The following is an 18,596-nucleotide window of genomic DNA, read 5'->3' as shown; positions in this document are numbered from 1 at the left end:
TATTTTACACAATTTTTTTTAATTATTTAAAAATTCACTCTTTTATTGTCATTTTGACCAATTCAATTTTCTTGTTTGAAGCCTGTTCTATCTTAAAATGGAACCTGTCAATCACAATTTTATCTCCTTTTTGGGGTATTTCTTTGGTAGAATTTACAATAAAGCCGCCTAATGTTCCGTATGAATCTTCTTCGGGAATCATGAGTTTGTAGGTTTCATTTAAATATTCGACATCTAAGCGTGTAGAAAACAAATATTTGCCTTCGCCTAAATCCTGTTCTATCAATTCTTCATCTAAATCGTGCTCATCTTCAATTTCACCAAAAAGCTCTTCAACGATATCTTCAATTGTTACAATTCCGGAAGTTCCTCCATATTCATCTAAAACTACCGCAACGTTTTTTCGCTTTTTAATTAAAATATTTAAAGCGTCTTTTATTAAGATCGTTTCCGGAACAAATTCAACAGTCATTAAAACTGATTTTATGGTCTGCGGTTTTTTAAATAAATCGAATGAATGCACATAACCTACAATATCATCAAGGGAGTTTTGACTTACTACAATTTTTGAATATCCGGTTTCTATAAAAAGCTCTTTTAAATCTGTAACGCTGTCAAACAAATCTATTGCAACAAGTTCTGTTCGCGGTGTCATAATATCCCGCGCTTTTACTCCTGAGAACTCTAAGGCATTTTGAAAGATCTGAATCTCAGAATCGACTTCATCATCATCTTCAACTGAACTCATTTGTTCTGTAATATAATTACCAAGTTCAACTTTACTAAAATACAATTGTACCTGATCGCCTTCTGTTTTAAAAAACTTTCTTAAAATAAAATCAGATATCCAGATAAAGAATGTAGAGATGTAGTAAAACAACCTGTAAAAAAGATAAGCCGGAACGGCAAAAATCTTAATTAAGGAATTGGCATAGATTTGAAAAAAAACTTTCGGAAAAAACTCTGCAGTAATCAGAACTATAAAAGTCGAAATTAAAGTTTGTACTAAAATAGTGGTTACGTCTGAAAAATGAAATCCAAGACCTGTTATCCATTTCAAAACAACATCTCCCATATAAAAACCATAAATCACAAGTGCTACATTGTTTCCAATAAGCATTGAAGCTATAAATTTTGAAGGATTTTCGGTAAGTTTTGTTAGAATTTGAGACAGAAAATTATCTTGTTTTTTTTCAATTCCAAGATAAATTTTATTTGAGGAAATAAAAGCTATTTCCATTCCTGAAAAAAATGCTGATAGTATTAAACACAATATTATAATACTAATTTCCATTTTTATTGTTTTTTATTTCGATCGTTATATTTATTAAGAAACCTTCTTCTGAAGAAAAACATAAAAACAGCCATTCCTGCAATAACGAAACTTAAAGGATATGCTTCGTTATTTTCGGTAAGTTTTATTACTCCATCATAAATAAAGTAAACTGCAAATAAGATGTAAACGTATTGTGTGTATTTTAAATATCCCATAATTATAATTCTTCGTCTGATTCAAATTCACCGCTTATTCGCTGCGAATTAATCACTTTAAAATCTTTGCTAAAATCAATTCCCTGACCAAAAGAAACTCCTTTAGCATCTGTAAGCTTAAATTTTCTTTCTGTGTAAAACCACTCATTTTTTTGATCAAAAAACATTTGTTCTGTTTCCAAAACCTGTCCTGCTTCTGAGGTAATTTTAACTTTTCCCTGTAAATCTATTATACTTGTATTTTTATAGGATACAGCATAATTTGATCTAATAAAGGTACGCTTTTGTTTTTTGTCGTATAAAGTAACATCAATTCCTTTTGGAAATTCTGTAAAAGGGAATTCAAGATTAGAATAATCAAGCATTTTTGAGCTTATCAAAACTCCTGTTATTTTGCCAGAATCTGTGTATTTGACATTCACAGTATCGGCATCACTTGCCGGAACAAACTCTGAGAAGTTAATTTTTTGAACTTCTTTAAAATTACTTTCGCATCCAAAAAACAGTGTCACAGCAATAACTGTGACAACGCTTATAATATATCTCTTTGGTAAATTCATTTGCCAAATGTAATAAATTGTAATGAGCTTATAAAAACATATATTTTTATGTTTAGTTGAATTTGCTCTTCACAAACCATTTATCATTAAATGAGAATCCTACGCTAAAGTTTACATAATTTTCCTGAACGAGGTTTGAAGAAACTGTTCCTTTTTTACCAAATTCAATTCCTATGTTTACATTAGAAAAATATCCCGGAATTGGAATTCCAGCTCCTAAAGTCATTCCTACATCTTTAATTGATTCGTTGTTAACAATCAAACCAATTTTTTCGTATTTCAAACCTGCACGATATGTAATTCTGCTTAAATAGCTTGTAAAAGAGGTATAATTTGGAATGTAGTAACCTCCAATTGCATATTTAGCATAATTCTCGTATCGAACGTTATCCATTGCATTGTAATAGTTTGTCAGCTGTCCTTCTCCCTGAAAAGCTAATGTAGTACCTATTAACCATTTTCTTGACTCACCAATACCCGCTCCAATAATTACTCTGCTCGGAAGTTTTAATTTAGTAGTTGATGCAGGATATGCATAAGGGTCTGGATCACCGCTTACATTAATTTCTCTCACATTTTCAGAATTTAAATTACTTGAAAATGTATAACTCAAACTTGTAAACAGGTTTACTTTTTTATAAAGCTTTGTCTGATACATTGTACCTAAATCAAAATTAGCCCCGGATAAAGTTGAAGCATTTGATTCTGATGTACCATTTTGAACACCAGTTACCTGCTCTATACTTGTTGTTGTGATTTTTCCAAAGTTATATTGAACATCAGCTCCAATAGTCCAGTGAGGTTTAATTTTATAACCTACGCCAAAATATACTTTATTAATACCGCCTTTTCCGCTTAACTGAGAACTTACAGCTCCTTCCGTCGCAGTATTATCATCTAAAATTTTATATCCAACAGATGATAATGGAATTAAACCAAACGATACTCCAAATTTTCCAACCGGAATTCCAACAGCTAAATAATCAAAAGTTGTTCTTTGTGCTTTTGCAGATCCAGTATTCGATTTTAATGTCGAAGTTCCAAAAGTTCCTCCTACTGTAAAAGTAGTCTGCATTAAACTGGCATAACTTGCTGGATTTTCAATATTCAAGTGAATACTATCCTGCTCAACAGCAACGCCCGCCATAGATCTGTACTCTAAAGTTCCTTTAAACTTGATATCTCCAATTCCATAAAAAGAATATGGCGATGCAGTACCTTGCTGAGCAAATGAAACGAACGATATAAGCAAACAAGCACTTATTATAATTTTTTTAATCATTGTCGATTTTATATTGATATGTTTGGCTCAAACTCTCCAGAAGGAAATTTGAATTGGCAAATATGGTATTTTTTAATCGTTTAGCCAAAAATTCTGCATCGCCTCCCGTTAAAATTATTATAAAATTTGAAAAGTTCGAGCGATATTCATCGATAAAACCGTCAATCTCATAGACGAAACCATTCACAACACCAGAATGAATTGCCTGTGCGGTTGAATCTCCAATATAAGAATGAGGCTCATTTAAAGTAAGCAAAGGCAGTCTGGCTGTGTAATTGTGTAAGGTTTCGTAACGCAAACGAAGCCCCGGAGAGATTGCGCCGCCCAGATAATTATCGTTTTCGTCGATAAAATCATAGGTAATGCATGTTCCGGCATCTATAACTAATCGATTTTGTTTCGGAAACTGCAATGTTGCTCCGGCAGCCAAAATCATTCTGTCGATTCCTAAAGTTTTTGGCGTTGCATATTTATTATGAAACGGGTAAATATCTTCATGTGTAAAAAAATGAACATTTAACTGTTTTTCAAAACTCAAAAAAGATTGTTTTTCGACATCTCCAACCGAGGCAACAACCAAATCTGAGCAGTTTGGAAATTTTCCCAAAATTTTTTCAATTTTTTTTTCAAGCTCATTTTTTTCAAAAACGAAATACTCCAAAACACTACTCCCTTCAAAGACAGCAGCTTTAATTCTGGTATTTCCAACATCAACAGTTAAAATCATTTTTCTTTTTTGTTTGTGCGAAGATACGAATTGATTTTTTTTCTAAAATGTTTTGGATAAACGGAAAATGATTCTATCTTTGCACCCGCATTGAGCACAAGACGGTACCTTAGCTCAGATGGTAGAGCAATGGACTGAAAATCCATGTGTCCCTGGTTCGATCCCTGGAGGTACCACCAAAACCCGAATAGCAATATTCGGGTTTTTTGTTTTTATTATTTTCGGAAAAATTTAAACCGAAAAGTAAAAAAGAATAGCCCACAGATAACACGGATTATACAGGTTTTAAAAATCATTTTAATCTGTATAATTTGCGGCTAAAAAAAAGTTCGCAAGGCTTTATATTGATAAAGCTTTGCGAACTTTGCGTTTTTTACCTTGCGGTCTTTGCGGTTAAAAAACCTAGTCTAAAAAATCTTATTGATGAAACACAGAAACCGCTGGAAAATAATATCCTGAAAAACTTACTGTTCCTGTTTTAGCTCCAGAATCTGCATTGAATAAATAAAGGTTATTGATCGCAAAATTTGCTCCATATCCTTCGTTTACGGTATTAACTACTAAAGTGTTTTTCTTTTTGTCATAACCAATTCCTGCTCCATATAATATATTAGAATCTGTTAATGTAATGAAAGGCGAAGCTAATGAAGAAACATCTCCGTTATATTTATAAATTTCTTTACCACCGCTCCAGCTTCCATTTTTGGCAATGAAAATAGCATTTTTTGCAGCTGTAATAGATCCCGGATGCCAGGCTCCCCAGCTTCCGTAAGCCTGAAAACCTAATGCTATTTCTTTTACCTCAAGAGTATTAGAGTCTATATTGATAAGTTTTGTTCCGCCTGCGGCCCATACTTTTTTATCATCAGTAACAGCAAATCCCAGAACCATTCCTGAAATTGTTTTTTCGACTGCTAATGTTGTAGCATTAATTACAATAACCCCTTTTGATGCCGACAATGCAAAGATATATCCGTTAGCTTTTACAATGTCTCCTACCTGACCAGTAATTCCTTCAACTTGTCCGTTTAATTCCATTGTATTCAAATTAAGTTTGAATATTCCTTTTCCAGAAGTAAGCAAAGCCTGATTTTCATCAATTCCAACTATTGCACGCCAGTCGTTTCCGCCCTGAGCCGGAATTCTTTTTTCTTCTTTAAGCGAATAAGCATCTGCAACCACAACTGGTCCGCCGACTTTAGAAACCAAGAATAGTTTTTTATTAAAGATAGTTCCAAACTCTAAAGTTGATGATTCTGGTTTTAAATCTTTATCTGGATTTACTTTTACAAAAATACTGTCTTCTATTGCTTTTGTATCGTATCTGTAAAACCCAACTGTTCCTGTTCCGTGTCCAAACCATCCTTCATTAATCATAAAGAATCCGTTTTCATAAGCTCCAAATGTGTGAATATCGTAAGTTAGAGATACGTTTCCGCCATTGTTTTTGGCAGTCATCGTAATTTTAAAATCTCCTCTTGTTTCTGGTTTAAAAATATATGTCGAATCAGATCCTACAACATTCCCGTTTACTGCCCATTCAAATGAAACATTATTTCTGTCTTTTATTTTTGAACTCAGCTGAAGTGTTTTTCCAATTGTCAAAGTATCTTTTAACTGCTGTTCGCCCTTGATAACAGGCGGCGCCGTAAAATCATCATCATTATTACATGAAGTTGCCAGCATCATTAAAGAAGCAATGGCGATTAATTGCTTGGAAAAAAAATTGTTTCTCATTATTAAATATTTAAAAAATTATATTACTTAAATGTTTAAATCCAGCGCACTAAAAAACTACGTTTCTGGGCAATGACATGTTTAATGATTTTTTTGATAGAGAAAAGGAAACGTCAAGAAGAAAAAACACCCAAAAAGAAACTGTTTTTAAGACATCGCATTTGCAGAAAAAAATCTCATAAACTTATTTAGCTTACGAGAATAGAATGATCAAACAATACCCATTATCACTTAGAGTGAAAAAGTATTATTCTTAATTCAAGCTTCAATCCCCGAAAGCTGTTATTACTATAAAAATGGCAGGTCTTCTGACTTGCTCCCTACACCCAGCCTTCCCTTTCGAATTGAAAAGTGACATATTAAAGGTTTCAGTTAATGAGCTTACAGCTGCGGGACAGTTTTGGATTTGCACCAAATTCCCTTTTAATGTCATATTTAATCAAACATGACAACCATTTTCTGATTTAAATTTTGAGCTACAAAACTAGTGTTTTCTTTTTTGAAATCCATTCATCCTTATACTACATAAGGGTTTAGGCACATCTGCATTCTATGATATATTCCGAATTATTAAGGATTGACTGATTAAAAATGTATTATCAACAATTAATTAGTTTTTGTTAAAAAAGTATCAACTAAATAAAAAAATATCTTATATATTCGTAAAATCGTATTTTAATTTTTTATTCATTATTAAATCAACAGAACGTTTTATGAGCAAAACTTCTACTAAAGGCATTTGGAAAGTAATTTCGGCCTCTTCTATGGGAACAATGATTGAATGGTACGATTTCTATATTTTTGGAAGTTTGGCCGTTGTAATTTCAACTAAATTCTTTCCGAGTGATAATCCAACTGCAGCATTTTTATCTACATTAGCCACATTTGCTGCCGGATTTGTTGTCAGACCTTTTGGCGCTTTATTTTTTGGACGATTGGGAGATATTATTGGCCGAAAATATACTTTCATGGCTACTTTATTATTAATGGGAGGTTCTACATTTTTAATAGGCTGTATCCCAAGTTATGAAACCATTGGTTTTGTCGCGCCTCTGTTAGTTTTGATTTTGCGTTTATTGCAAGGTTTGGCTCTTGGCGGAGAATATGGCGGCGCAGCGACTTATGTTGCCGAACATGCTCCGGCGGGTCAAAAAGGATATTGGACATCGTGGATCCAGACTACTGCAACGGTTGGTTTATTTATTTCTTTGATGGTTATTCTGGCTACCAAAAATGTACTTTCGGCCGAAGCTTTTGATTCATGGGGATGGCGTGTTCCTTTTTGGGTTTCTATTGTAATGGTGGGAGTTTCGTATTTAATAAGAAAAAATATGGACGAATCACCTGTATTTGCAAAAGCTAAAAAGGAAGGAACAACAAGTGCAAATCCTTTAAAGGAAAGTTTTGGAAACCGATACAATTTAAAGTTTGTTCTCTTGGCATTATTTGGCGCAACAATGGGACAGGGTGTTGTTTGGTATACCGGACAATTCTATGCCATGAGTTTTATGAAAACGGTTATGAATGTAGATTCTTCTCAGGTTGACAGTTTACTCGGAATTGCATTATTGATTGGAACGCCGTTTTTTATTGTTTTTGGATGGCTGAGTGACAAAGTCGGCCGTAAATACATTATGATGTTCGGTATGTTACTCGCTATTTTATTCTACAGACCTATATATAAAATGATGTACAACACAACTGATGTGAGTTACAAAACCGAAATTGTAGACCAAACCTCTCAAAAGATCGAAAAAGCAAAAAATAATGACGTAATTACCACTATTTCAAAAACCTATACTGATGGAACTACGTATATCGAAAAGAAAACAGATTTTGCTGATAAGAAAAAATCTCAAAGCAGTGTTACTATAAATATCAATTCTGGCGATGAATGGACTTTAATTTTTTTAGTTTTCATTCAGGTTTTATTTGTTACAATGGTTTATGGTCCAATTGCAGCGTTTTTAGTTGAAATGTTTCCAACTAAAATCAGATATACTTCTATGTCACTTCCTTATCATGTAGGAAATGGAATTTTTGGAGGTCTGCTGCCGGCAATTTCGACTTATTTTGTAACTCATGCAAAAGCAGCCGGAAAAAGCGATTTTTATCTTGACGGACTTTGGTATCCTATTATTATTGCGTCGATCTGTTTCGTAATTGGAATGATTTACATAGACAACAAAAACAAAATTAATCATCTTTAACATTTAAGAACATGAATACAATCAGACAAGCTTTAGGCGTTTTATGGGTTATTTTGGCAGTTGCGGCCGCTTACTTCTGCGTGTTTGAATTTGGCTTACCTAAATTATTATCAGATCAGCAAGATGATTTAGTATTTGGTATTATTATTCTTTTTATCCTGACGCCTCTTATTGTTTTAGGCTTAGGAACATTTGGTTATTTTGCTGTTATTGGAGAGTATAGCCATAAAAAGAAATAACAAAACAATAAACAACTAAACCAGAAAAGGGCTGTCTATTTTTCAATAGAACAGCCCTTTCACATTACTAACCAAACCAAATTTTTAATCTGTTTAGAGATATATTTTCAATATTTATTTTTTGATAAACTTCATTACCTGTATTTTACCATTTTCATCTGAAGCTTTTACGATATACAAACCTGTTTGTAATTCACTTACGCCAAATTGAAAATCAACATTTCCGTTTGAAGCAAAGCTTTTAACCAATTGCCCTGAAACTGAATAAATCTGAACTTTTGAAACTGCGGTACTTAAAGTGAAATGATTTGAAACCGGATTTGGATATAAATTCACCGTGCTTCCTTTTTCAAAATCTTCGATAGCTAAATTGGCAGTTTTGTTTCCATAAATTCTATATTCACCTGCAGGTAAATTTATCGGAGTATTTACATCGGTAACATTTATTGTCGTATTATCCATTAAATTGTACCAAGTTCCTGCATACGGAAAACCCGTCGAAACGTTTTGCGCCGTAACATCAAAATTGGCTAAAATCAAAACGTCTTTTAATTGTGCCGAAGTTAAACCTGCATTGGTTATTTTAATGTTTACTGTAAGCGAATTAGAATCTGGAATTGTTGAAGTTCCTAAAAAAACAGGTTCGGCCTTTTTTAGTGTAATCATCTTAGCCCAATCATTGTAAATTTTATTACGATTTGAATTTCCTAACCAGTTATTTACCCACTGAGGCTGTGGTTTGGTATCTAATTTACAATCTCCGCCTGTGGCATCTGAATCTGTATTTACAGAATTATCATTGCAGGTAAAAATTGAACTCTCCCAGCCCAGTTCTCCAAAGTGCCAAATCATTTTTGGCCCTGGAACTAATAATGAAACTGCTCCAATTGCCGACATTCTAGACAAAGCTGTATTTAGTGTTTTTACATTATAAGCACCGCTTGAAGCTCCGTATTGCACATTTTTATACATCAAACGTTCTTCGTCATGACTTTCGGCATAACCTATTAAACGGTTTGCAGCAAAACCACGATTGGCACTAGACATTTTCGAAATATTACTTTCAGAAGCATATCCCATAGACAATTGATTGTAAGGATCTGTCATTTTACCCCACATCATAACACCTTTACTTGGAGTTTCTGTTACTCTGTAATCTGCCCATTGTTTTTCTTCGGCTTCGGTTCCTAAATGCTCAAAAATGGTATAATGCGTTGAATCCAGACTCCAAGAATAATCAGCATATTTCTTTAAAATATCTACTCTGTCTTGCTGGTATGCATTTGTACAAGATTGATCTGAGGCTGTACAAGCCTGAGTAAAACCTTTTGTTAAATCCCATCTAAAACCATCAATTTTATATTCCTGAATCCACTGCTTAATTACACGCTCTACATAATATTGTGTTCTTGTTGATTGATGATTAAAGTCTTCTCCAACACTAAATGTATGCTTTGCAACTGTATTAAAGTATGGATTTTCGGCTGTTGGTGAGCCAAAACCATCACCGTCAGGATCGTTCATCCACATTCTAACCATTGGATTTCTTCCAAAAGCATGATTTAAAGCGACATCAAGAATAACAGCAATTCCGTTTTGATGACATACATCTATTAGTTCTTTTAATTTATCTGATGTTCCGTAAAACTTGTCCAACGCCATGTGAAACGAAGTATTGTATCCCCAGCTTTCATTTCCTTCAAATTCCATTACCGGCATTAATTCGATAGCGTTTATTTTAAGGTTTTTAAAATAGTCTATTTTATCAATTATACTTTGGTAATTTCTTGCTGCATCAAAATCGCGAACCAAAACTTCATAAATAACCAGTTTTTCTTTTTCGGGCTTTGTAAAATTAGTTACCTGCCAATTATAAGGAGTCTGACCAGTTTTTAGAACCGTAACTTCAAACTGCTGTCCTGCTGGATAAGCTGCTAAATTTGGATAAGAAGATGCCGGAATCCATGGATCATCATACGGAGACAAAACTAAAGTAGAATAAGGGTCGGCCGTTTTTACTAAAGATGGAGAACCGGCAAGAGGTGAAGCATCTACAACCCAATATTGATAGGTATTATTTACTCCCGAAACCAATCCGGTTAATTCTAACCAAAATTTTCCCGAAACAGGATCTTTTTTCATGGCATATGCCGAAGTTGGCTGCCAGTTATTGAAACTTCCGGCAACATAAACAAAATCTTTTAAAGGAGCATCAAGAACCAATTTTGCTTTTGAAGTATCATTAGAATTATAATTAATTCCATCAACTAATCCCGCAGGCATTGTTTGTGAAACTGTGTTTGGGTTTACCACAACTGAAAACTTTTTTACAATTGTAGTCGATCCCTGTGTTACACTCAATTCATACGTTTGATTATTGGTAACATTTATATGAGAATAAGAATAACTTGCAGTGCTTGCATTCGTGTTTATAACAGTTCCGTTTGCTTTTAACGAATAGCTTGCCGCTCCGTTTGTATTTGTAGCTGCAATATTAAAATTTGAACCAGACGCTATAATTGAAGCGCTATTTTCTACTGGCGAAGTTAGGTTTACCTGAAAAGATCCAACTTCGACAACAATATCCTGAGATTGTTTGCTGCCGCTTCCGTCTTTTGCTTTAACCAAAAATCCTATTCTTCCAATTCCGTTTCGTCCAAAATATACAGACGGTGTAAAAGTTTTAGTGTAGGTGTCGGAACCTGCATTATAAGTAAACTTTGCAGCTTCATTTGAAGAAGTCCAGGATCCGTTAGACGGAGAATCCATTTGGTTGGCATCATTTACATCATAAGACCATGACCAAAGATACAATGCATTACCTGTAACTCCCCAAGTACTTTCGTTAATACTGGTACCATTAATTGTAATTGTAATTGGCGTAGTATCTTCAAAAGTGGGAGGGTTTATTGAATAAGTAACGGTTTGCTGCTGGGCAAAAACAGTTACTGCCATCAATAAAAATATTGATAGTAAAGTTTTTTTCATAATAGTGTGGTTATTTTGGTTAGTCAGTCTGATTAAAAAAGGGCTATCTAGCAGATAGCCCCATTTTATTATGAAGAAAGTTTATTATTGATTTGGAATCATCAAATAACTTCCGTCTAAATCATTGAAATAGATAACGTATTTAGATTTAGCTACTGGTATGTTATCACCAGTTCCTCCACCTGAAAAGGCAGTAGTTCCTCCCCAATTTACATCCCAAGAATTATTTGCTCTAAATTTAGCCTCTCCTTCTTCAAGGTTTGTTGCTCCTAATGACCAAGCATGTTTGTCAAAAGCCGACTGATCCAATTGAATTGAAGTAGCCCAATCAGGATTAATAGCACTTCCAATAATAGCAACACTAGTGTATGTTTTTGCTATAGCTGCTGCATCTTCATACGCTTTTAAAGTATATTTCAAAGATGTAGTATTGAACTCAAAAGCATAATATCCATCTGCTGCAATCGTAAATTCTCCTGCATTATCTTTAATTTCAATAGAACCCTCACTAGCTTTACCTAATTGAGAAGCCCAGCTTCCTTTTTCAGAAATTAATTTGAAGTTACCTGCTTTAAAATATCCTACGAATTTATATTTATCAGATGCTTTGCCATCTCTAAACATTGGCTGGTGTTTAGTATCAACATTGTTATCCCATCCGCCGGCTACAGCTGCGCCAATTAAATACCAATCTGTAAACCCATAAGTAACTCTTCCTAAATAAGGAGTTACACTAATTGTGATTACACCTTTAGAAAGCTGTTGAAATGCCCCGGAAATATTTGATGCAATTTTTACATCATACATTGCTGCTGCTTCTGGCTTTCCTCCAAGATCAATTGCTGCTTGATTTAAATCTCTAACAAGTACTGAAACCTCTGTAGTACCGTTAGTTGTTGTTTCAAGTTTTTTTGCAGCAGAAAAATCACCTCCTTTTTTATCTATTAATAAGGTATAGTTTATTGCTACAGGGCTTGAATATTTAGCAGCAGACCATGTAAATTTTGCTGCTTCATTTGCTGCATCATCTGCATCTAAAACATAGGTTTGTCCCGTTGCAGGAGAAGTAATTTCTGGTATCGTAATACCATCAACAACTGGTCTCTCATCAACAGCATCTGCATTACACGACACTGCCAATACACCAATAAATGCGATTAAAACTTTATATATATTTTTCATTTTACAGTGCTATTAGATGTTAGTATCCTGGATTTTGTTTCAAAGTTGGATTTGCCTGGATTGTTTTAGCAGGAATTGGCATAAGGTCTCTTGTTGAAGCCGTAGATGTTCCGCTTTGAACACCGCCTTTCCACTGCCAGATTTTATCTCCGCCTGTGAATTTCCCAAAACGAATTAAATCCGTTCTTCTGTGACATTCCCAGTATAATTCTCTTCCTCTTTCAGCCAGAATAAAATCAAGTGTTAAGTCACCAGTTGAAATTGTTGGAGCATTTGCTCTGGTTCTAATTTGATTGATATAACCAACAGCTGTACCAATATTTCCTGAAGATGCTCCTCTTAAAGTTGCTTCTGCATACATTAAGTAAGCATCTGTAACTCTAAACATTGGAAAATCTGTATCAGGTATATCTGTTCTTTGCGCAGCAGAACCGTCTGATTTAACATTTGTGAATTTTGTTAATGCATAACCATCTGTAAATGTTGATACATTCGCAATATCTAATGCTTGTCCCGGTGTATAAGAATATAATCTCTTATCCCCCCAAACCTGCTGTTTTCCTAAAGATACAGGAGCATTAGTGAAACCTGTTGGAGCCGCAACTTCAACACCATTTAAAGTAATTTTACCAGTTCCAAGATTAAATACATAGGTATTATTTGCGTTGAAACCTGCATCTTTTTCGTTTTTATCGCTTGAGTCAAAAGCCTGACCATCTTTGTTAACTAAGATACCTGTATTGTTTGCCAGGTTTTTGCTCTTTGTTTGGTAGAAATCAAATGAACCTGTTGGTGTACCAAACGATCCTACGAACTCTTTACGAGTTCTGATTCCCTGCCATCCACCATCCATACCTTGTGCAGCAGCATCCATACTTCCTCCAATAGAAGCGTGAAGAATAAAACTCATTCCTCCTCCTGTTGCTCTAATAGCATTACCATCACTGATAATTGGGAAAATAAATTCGTTTTGAGCACCGTTTTTATCGTTATCTGCAGAGAATAAATTGCGGTAAGGAATGTTAGCAAAAGTATATCCTGAATTAATTACTTCAGTACACATAGTAGCTGCATCATTATTTCTTTCTGTTCCAGTATAAACTTTAGCATTTAAATAAATCTGAGCTAATAAAAATTTAGCAGCAACTTTATCAATTCTACCATATTCATTAGTTCTTGCATTTGGCAGACTGCTGTCTAAATCTTTTAATTCAGACTCAACAAAAGCAAAAACTTCTGCTCTTGTTTTTTGTACTGGATAAAAGAATCCAACTGGATCAGCTTCTGTAGTAATAGGCACATTACCAAATAAGTCCATTAAGTTAACATAAGAAAATGCTCTTAAGAAACGTGCTTCAGCTCTAAAAGTTGCGATTTCAGCTTTTAAATTTGCATCAACACCTCTTGCATCTAATTTATCATCTGTAGTTTGTCTTAAAAACTCATTTGCTAAACTGATATGATAAGATGCTCTTGAATAAGTTCCGTACAAAAACTCATTGTTTGGAGACCATGTTTGTGAATTTAAAGTTGGTAAAGTACCATCGGCCCACGCAATAATAGCTTCATCTGTTGTAAATTCCTGAGTTACAAAAAGAAGACGTAAGTAACTGCTGAAATCCCCGCTAAGACCTGCAATATCTGCCTGTCCGTCACCATCGTTACCTCCAACATATAAACCAGCATATAATTTTGCTAAAACTTGTTTATAAGATGCAGGATCCTGGAAAAAGGTTTCAGATAAAAATTCATCGTCATCTTTTGGTGTCACGTTTAAATCGTCAGTACACGAAGTAAGCGTCATACTTATCCCTAAGATAAATAGGAAGAAATAAGATATATATTTAAATGATATTTTCATTTTGTATGTTTTAAATTTTGTTTTTCAATGTACTATTAGAAACTTGCATTTACCCCAAACAAGAAAGTTCTTGCTCTTGGGTAAACGTTACCGTCAATTCCGTTGAATTTCTCCGGATCTAATCCATCATATTTTGTAAGTACAAAAACGTTTTGAACACCAGCTGAGAATCTTAAAGATGCCGCTTTTAATAATGCTTTATCCAAAGTATAACCTACAGTTACGTTATCCAATTTGATGAAAGAAGCATCTTTTACATAGTAATTAGATAAGTAACGCTGTGTTCCGTTATCTTCATATTTAAATCCTGTATTTAAGTAATCAGAACTAATATTTGCTAAATCATCATTTCTTCTTAAACCTGCATCAGAATATCCCATGTTAGAGTTTACGTTATCGAAAATGTAATTTCCTAAACTTGCTCTCCAGTTCATTGTAAAATCAAACTTTTTGTAGTTTAAAGTAGAGAATAAACCAAAAGTATAATCTGCAGTTGGTTTTTTGTATCTGTAACGATCTCCATCGTCAATTTTACCATCTCCGTTTCTGTCTACATAAGCACCTGCAATTGGTTTTTTATTTGCATCATATAACTGTTCATATACGAAGAATGAATTTGGAGCATAACCAACAGTATTAATTAAAATTTTATTACCGTTTCCTCCTTTAATAGCATCTCCAACTGCATACCCTTCGAATCCAGGAACTGTCTGACCTAAATCAGCAATTTTTTGGTCTAAGTACGTAGCATTAACTGCAACATTCCAAGTTAAATTGTCTTTTTTAATGATATCTGACTGAAGACTGAATTCAAGACCTTTTGTTCTTAAGTTACCAATATTATTAAATCCTTGGTTTCTTAAGTTAGCTCCGTCCGGAACTAATACGTCTGCTAATAAATCAGTTGATTTTTTATCAAAATAGTTAAGAGTTCCTGTAATTCTATCATTTAAGAATCCGAAATCAACACCTACGTTCATCTCAGCCAGTTCTTCCCATTTAATATTTTGGTTATATCCTTCTGGTCTTGCTGTTCTGTAAACTACTCCATTAAATACATACTGTGTATTAACTGTACCAAGTGTTACTCTTCGTAAATAATCATATTGAGCAGAAATATCTTGCTGACCTGTTGTACCATAACCTACTCTTAATTTTAAACTAGAAAGCGTTTCATTTCCTTTTAAGAAAGATTCTTCAGCAACATTCCATGCAAAAGCACCTCCCATAAAATTACCCCATCTGTTTTCTTTAGAAAAACGTGAAGTTCCGTCTCTTCTGTAGTTTAATGTCAATAAATATCTGCTGTCCCATCCTAAGTTTAAACGACCAAAGAATGATTGTAAATTGATATCCGGATCAGTGATAACATCTTCATTTCTAGTTGCAGCAGGCTGTGTAAGCGCTCCTGATTGGTATTTTTCTTTTTGAAACAACTGATAGTTATAACCAGCAGTAGCATCTAATTTAAGTTTTCCTAAATTTTTGCTGTAAACAAAATAGGTATTTAAATTCTTGTTTTGAAGATCATCAGTATAAGTATCATAGTTTCCTAAATTAACCCATGTTCCCGAACTAAATGCAGTTGGCTGATATCCTAAAGCACTTTCTGTACTTTGTCTGTTATAGCCGCTGCTGTCAAATCTGTCAATACCAGCTTCAGCAACGATTCTTAAATCTTCAAAGAAGTGGAATTTATAATCTAAACTAATATTACCCCATTTTCTGGTAGATTTAGATCTTTTATCTTCTTGGTTTAATCTTGCAACCGGGTTTTTAGCAGGTAATAATGCTAAGTTTCCATTTGCTTCTAACCATTCAAAATATCCTCCGTAACGAGAACCTGCCTGATAAGGAGACTGTGTTGGATCAAAACTAATCGCTGAACCAATAACAGCATCTTCATCCTGAAATTGATTTTTACTGAAAGATAAATTTCCGCTGATGTCAATTTTTAAGTGATTGTCAAATAATACCGGGTTTAACGATATCGATGTCGTAGTTCTTTCAAAAGAAGTGTTTCTTAGGATTCCAGGATTATCAACATTCCCAACAGATAAACGAACTGGTAATTTATTAAATAATGCACCACTTACAGAGATATTATTGTTAGTAGTTAATGCTGTATGGAAAATTTCATCCTGCCAGTTAGTACTTGCAGTACCCATTGTTGCTTTTTGTTTATCGTTTCCTATTGTATTTACAACATTACGGAATTGATCTGCGCTTAAAACATCAACTGTATTAGCTACTGTATTTACACCAACTTGTGAACTAAAATTAACTTTTACACCACCTTTAGTACCTTTTTTAGTAGTAATAACGATTACACCATTTGCCGCACGAGAACCATAAATAGCAGCTGCAGAAGCATCTTTAAGAACTGTAAAAGATTCAATATCATTTGGATCAATAGTAGATAAAATACTTGTAGCACCACTTGGAACCGCATTACTTAGTGGAAGTCCGTCTAAGATAATTAATGGATCGTTTGAAGCACTTAAAGAAGATCCACCACGAATTCTAATATCTGCTTTTGCTCCCGGAGCTCCTCCTCCAACAACATTAACACCGGCAATACGGCCTCCAATTAAACTTTCTGGAGTTACGTTAATTCCTTTATTGAATTCTTTAGCAGAAATTTGAGATACAGATCCTGTTGCGTCTTTTTTCTTAACAGTACCATAACCTACTTGTACTACAACTTCTTGAAGTTGATTTGTATCTTCGCTTAAAGAAACATTTAATGTTTTTTGACCAGTGTAGTCAATTGTTTCTGTTTTGTATCCAATGAAAGAAACAACGATTTTACTTCCGTTTTTAACATTTGACAGCTGGTAATTTCCATCAAATCCGGTTGATGCACCATTTGGAGCACCTTGTACATTTACGTTTACCCCTGGTATTGGCTGACCTGTTGTTTTATCGACAACAGTCCCTGTAAGAGTGTTTTGAGCTAACACACTAAAAGGCAACAATAGGAATAAAAATAACAACTTTTTGTAAATTGTTTTCATACTTTTTGTTTAAATTAGTTTGAGTTTGTGATTGTTAGTTAAGTTTTTAATTTTACTTCGAATTCCAAAATTATGAATTTATTAACGTGCTCGACCTGAGGCAATTTTTATTGCTTTACGAAAACGTGGTAGTGTTGAAAACTTTCTATTTTTTGTAATCTTTTAGCGTTAAAATTGTCAATTATAAAAATATCAGATACCTTTATTATTAATTAGATTTTTTTCACCTTATCTCATGAAACGTAAAATAACCTTAAAACAAATCGCAAAGGAACTTGACGTCTCTATCTCAACTGTCTCAAAATCACTCCGAAACAGCCTTGAAATTGGAGAAGAAACAAGACTAAAAGTTCAGGCTTTTGCAAAGTTTTATAACTATAAACCAAACAATATTGCCCTTAGTTTAAAAAACCGAAAAACCAAAAGTATTGGTATTATTATTCCGGAAATTGTACATTATTTTTTCTCTACTGTAATCAACGGAATTGAGCAGGTTGCGAACGAATATGGCTACAGTGTTGTCATTTGTGTATCGGACGATTCTTTTGATAAGGAGGTGCTGAATATGGAGATGTTAGCCAACGGAAGTATTGATGGTTTTATCATGTCTCTTTCTAAAGAAACTCAGTTTAAAGGCGACTTTCATCATATAACAGAAGTTATCAATCAGGGAATGCCGGTTGTAATGTTTGACCGCGTTACGAATGATATTTTATGTGATAAAGTAATTATTGATGATAAATCGGCAGCGTATGAAGCCGTTCAGAGTTTAATTGACAGTGGCCGTAAAAAAATCGCACTTGTAACAACTGTTGATTATGTAAGTGTTGGAAAACTGCGAACAGACGGTTACGAAAAAGCCTTATTAGATAACGGATTACCTTTTAATGAGGATTTAATCATAAAAATCGAAGATGTAGATACATGCGAAATTACCATAAGCCAGCTTTTGCATGATCGTGCCTTCGATGCTGTTTTTGCCGTAAACGAGCTTTTTGCAGTAACGATTATTAAAACAGCCAATAAAATGGGACTAAAAGTTCCTGAAGATTTAGCCGTTATTGCTTTTACAGACGGGATTATTTCGAAATATTCAACTCCAACTATCACCACAGTTAGTCAAAGCGGCGAAAAAATGGGCAATAAAGCAGCTAAAATGCTTATTGAACGCATAGAAGCAGAAGAAGATGAGGATGAAGAACATACTGAAAATTACATTACAGAAGTCATAGAAACGCATCTCATAAAAAGAGAATCTACTGACTAAAAAACCTAAAATCAACACTTTCTAAAGCCATAATT

The 18,596-nt window shown here is 34.0% G+C and carries 13 protein-coding genes, 1 tRNA gene and 1 riboswitch; of the genes, 4 read left to right on the top strand and 10 right to left on the bottom strand.

Annotated features, from left to right (window positions below):
* Positions 1 to 34: 34 nt before the first annotated feature.
* The 5 genes from PQ462_RS02075 to PQ462_RS02055 are packed head-to-tail and all read right to left on the bottom strand — an operon-like array spanning position 35 to position 4,060.
* Complete coding sequence (locus PQ462_RS02075; RefSeq protein WP_274252194.1) at positions 35 to 1,294, bottom strand: hemolysin family protein; 1,260 nt, start codon at positions 1,292 to 1,294, stop codon at positions 35 to 37.
* Between the two features lie 2 nt (positions 1,295 to 1,296).
* Positions 1,297 to 1,491: a hypothetical protein gene (locus PQ462_RS02070; protein WP_044047564.1), complete on the bottom strand. Its 195-nt coding sequence runs from the start codon at positions 1,489 to 1,491 to the stop codon at positions 1,297 to 1,299.
* Between the two features lie 2 nt (positions 1,492 to 1,493).
* Positions 1,494 to 2,051: an LPS export ABC transporter periplasmic protein LptC gene (gene lptC, locus PQ462_RS02065; RefSeq protein WP_274252193.1), complete on the bottom strand. Its 558-nt coding sequence runs from the start codon at positions 2,049 to 2,051 to the stop codon at positions 1,494 to 1,496.
* A gap of 52 nt (positions 2,052 to 2,103) precedes the next feature.
* Positions 2,104 to 3,333, bottom strand: coding sequence for a hypothetical protein (locus PQ462_RS02060; protein WP_274252192.1), 1,230 nt, complete (start codon positions 3,331 to 3,333; stop codon positions 2,104 to 2,106).
* Complete coding sequence (locus PQ462_RS02055) at positions 3,326 to 4,060, bottom strand: type III pantothenate kinase (RefSeq protein ID WP_274252191.1); 735 nt, start codon at positions 4,058 to 4,060, stop codon at positions 3,326 to 3,328. Before PQ462_RS02055 ends, PQ462_RS02060 begins: the two co-directional genes overlap by 8 nt.
* 103 nt (positions 4,061 to 4,163) lie before the next feature.
* On the opposite strand from PQ462_RS02055, the gene PQ462_RS02050 reads away from it, so the two are divergent.
* Positions 4,164 to 4,239: transfer RNA gene (locus PQ462_RS02050), tRNA-Phe, on the top strand.
* A 238-nt stretch (positions 4,240 to 4,477) separates the two neighbouring features.
* Here PQ462_RS02050 and PQ462_RS02045 read toward each other — a convergent pair.
* Positions 4,478 to 5,797, bottom strand: a complete 1,320-nt coding sequence (locus tag PQ462_RS02045; protein WP_274252190.1) for a DUF5074 domain-containing protein — start codon at positions 5,795 to 5,797, stop codon at positions 4,478 to 4,480.
* A 281-nt stretch (positions 5,798 to 6,078) separates the two neighbouring features.
* Positions 6,079 to 6,269, bottom strand: a riboswitch (cobalamin riboswitch).
* A 241-nt stretch (positions 6,270 to 6,510) separates the two neighbouring features.
* Between PQ462_RS02045 and PQ462_RS02040 the strand changes: the two genes are divergently transcribed.
* Together PQ462_RS02040 and PQ462_RS02035 are read left to right on the top strand one after the other, a co-directional pair.
* Positions 6,511 to 8,007 carry an MFS transporter gene (locus PQ462_RS02040; protein ID WP_274252189.1) on the top strand — a complete coding sequence of 499 codons (1,497 nt, stop codon included), beginning with the start codon at positions 6,511 to 6,513 and terminating at the stop codon, positions 8,005 to 8,007.
* A gap of 11 nt (positions 8,008 to 8,018) precedes the next feature.
* Positions 8,019 to 8,246, top strand: a complete 228-nt coding sequence (locus PQ462_RS02035; protein WP_274252188.1) for a DUF6814 family protein — start codon at positions 8,019 to 8,021, stop codon at positions 8,244 to 8,246.
* A 114-nt stretch (positions 8,247 to 8,360) separates the two neighbouring features.
* Here PQ462_RS02035 and PQ462_RS02030 read toward each other — a convergent pair whose 3' ends face one another.
* From PQ462_RS02030 to PQ462_RS02015, 4 genes are all read right to left on the bottom strand, one after another.
* A complete protein-coding gene (locus PQ462_RS02030) occupies positions 8,361 to 11,234 on the bottom strand; it encodes an alpha-amylase family glycosyl hydrolase (protein WP_274252187.1) in 2,874 nt (957 codons plus the stop codon).
* An 84-nt stretch (positions 11,235 to 11,318) separates the two neighbouring features.
* The gene (locus PQ462_RS02025; protein ID WP_274252186.1) at positions 11,319 to 12,416 is read right to left on the bottom strand and encodes a SusE domain-containing protein; all 1,098 of its coding nucleotides are present in this window, start codon (positions 12,414 to 12,416) and stop codon (positions 11,319 to 11,321) included.
* A 19-nt stretch (positions 12,417 to 12,435) separates the two neighbouring features.
* Positions 12,436 to 14,277 (bottom strand): RagB/SusD family nutrient uptake outer membrane protein, encoded by a 1,842-nt coding sequence (locus PQ462_RS02020; RefSeq protein ID WP_274252185.1) that lies wholly within the window; start codon positions 14,275 to 14,277, stop codon positions 12,436 to 12,438.
* A gap of 35 nt (positions 14,278 to 14,312) precedes the next feature.
* Positions 14,313 to 17,294, bottom strand: a complete 2,982-nt coding sequence (locus PQ462_RS02015) for a SusC/RagA family TonB-linked outer membrane protein (protein ID WP_274252184.1) — start codon at positions 17,292 to 17,294, stop codon at positions 14,313 to 14,315.
* Positions 17,295 to 17,529: 235 nt separating this feature from the next.
* Here PQ462_RS02015 and PQ462_RS02010 point away from each other — a divergent pair, with 235 nt between their 5' ends.
* Positions 17,530 to 18,561 (top strand): LacI family DNA-binding transcriptional regulator, encoded by a 1,032-nt coding sequence (locus tag PQ462_RS02010; RefSeq protein WP_012023484.1) that lies wholly within the window; start codon positions 17,530 to 17,532, stop codon positions 18,559 to 18,561.
* Positions 18,562 to 18,596: the final 35 nt, after the last annotated feature.

This window comes from Flavobacterium sp. KACC 22758 (genome assembly GCF_028736135.1).
GTDB classification, from domain to species: Bacteria; Bacteroidota; Bacteroidia; order Flavobacteriales; family Flavobacteriaceae; genus Flavobacterium; species Flavobacterium johnsoniae.
Note: the sequence above shows the minus strand (reverse complement) of the source record. Positions and strands in the feature narration are given on the sequence as shown.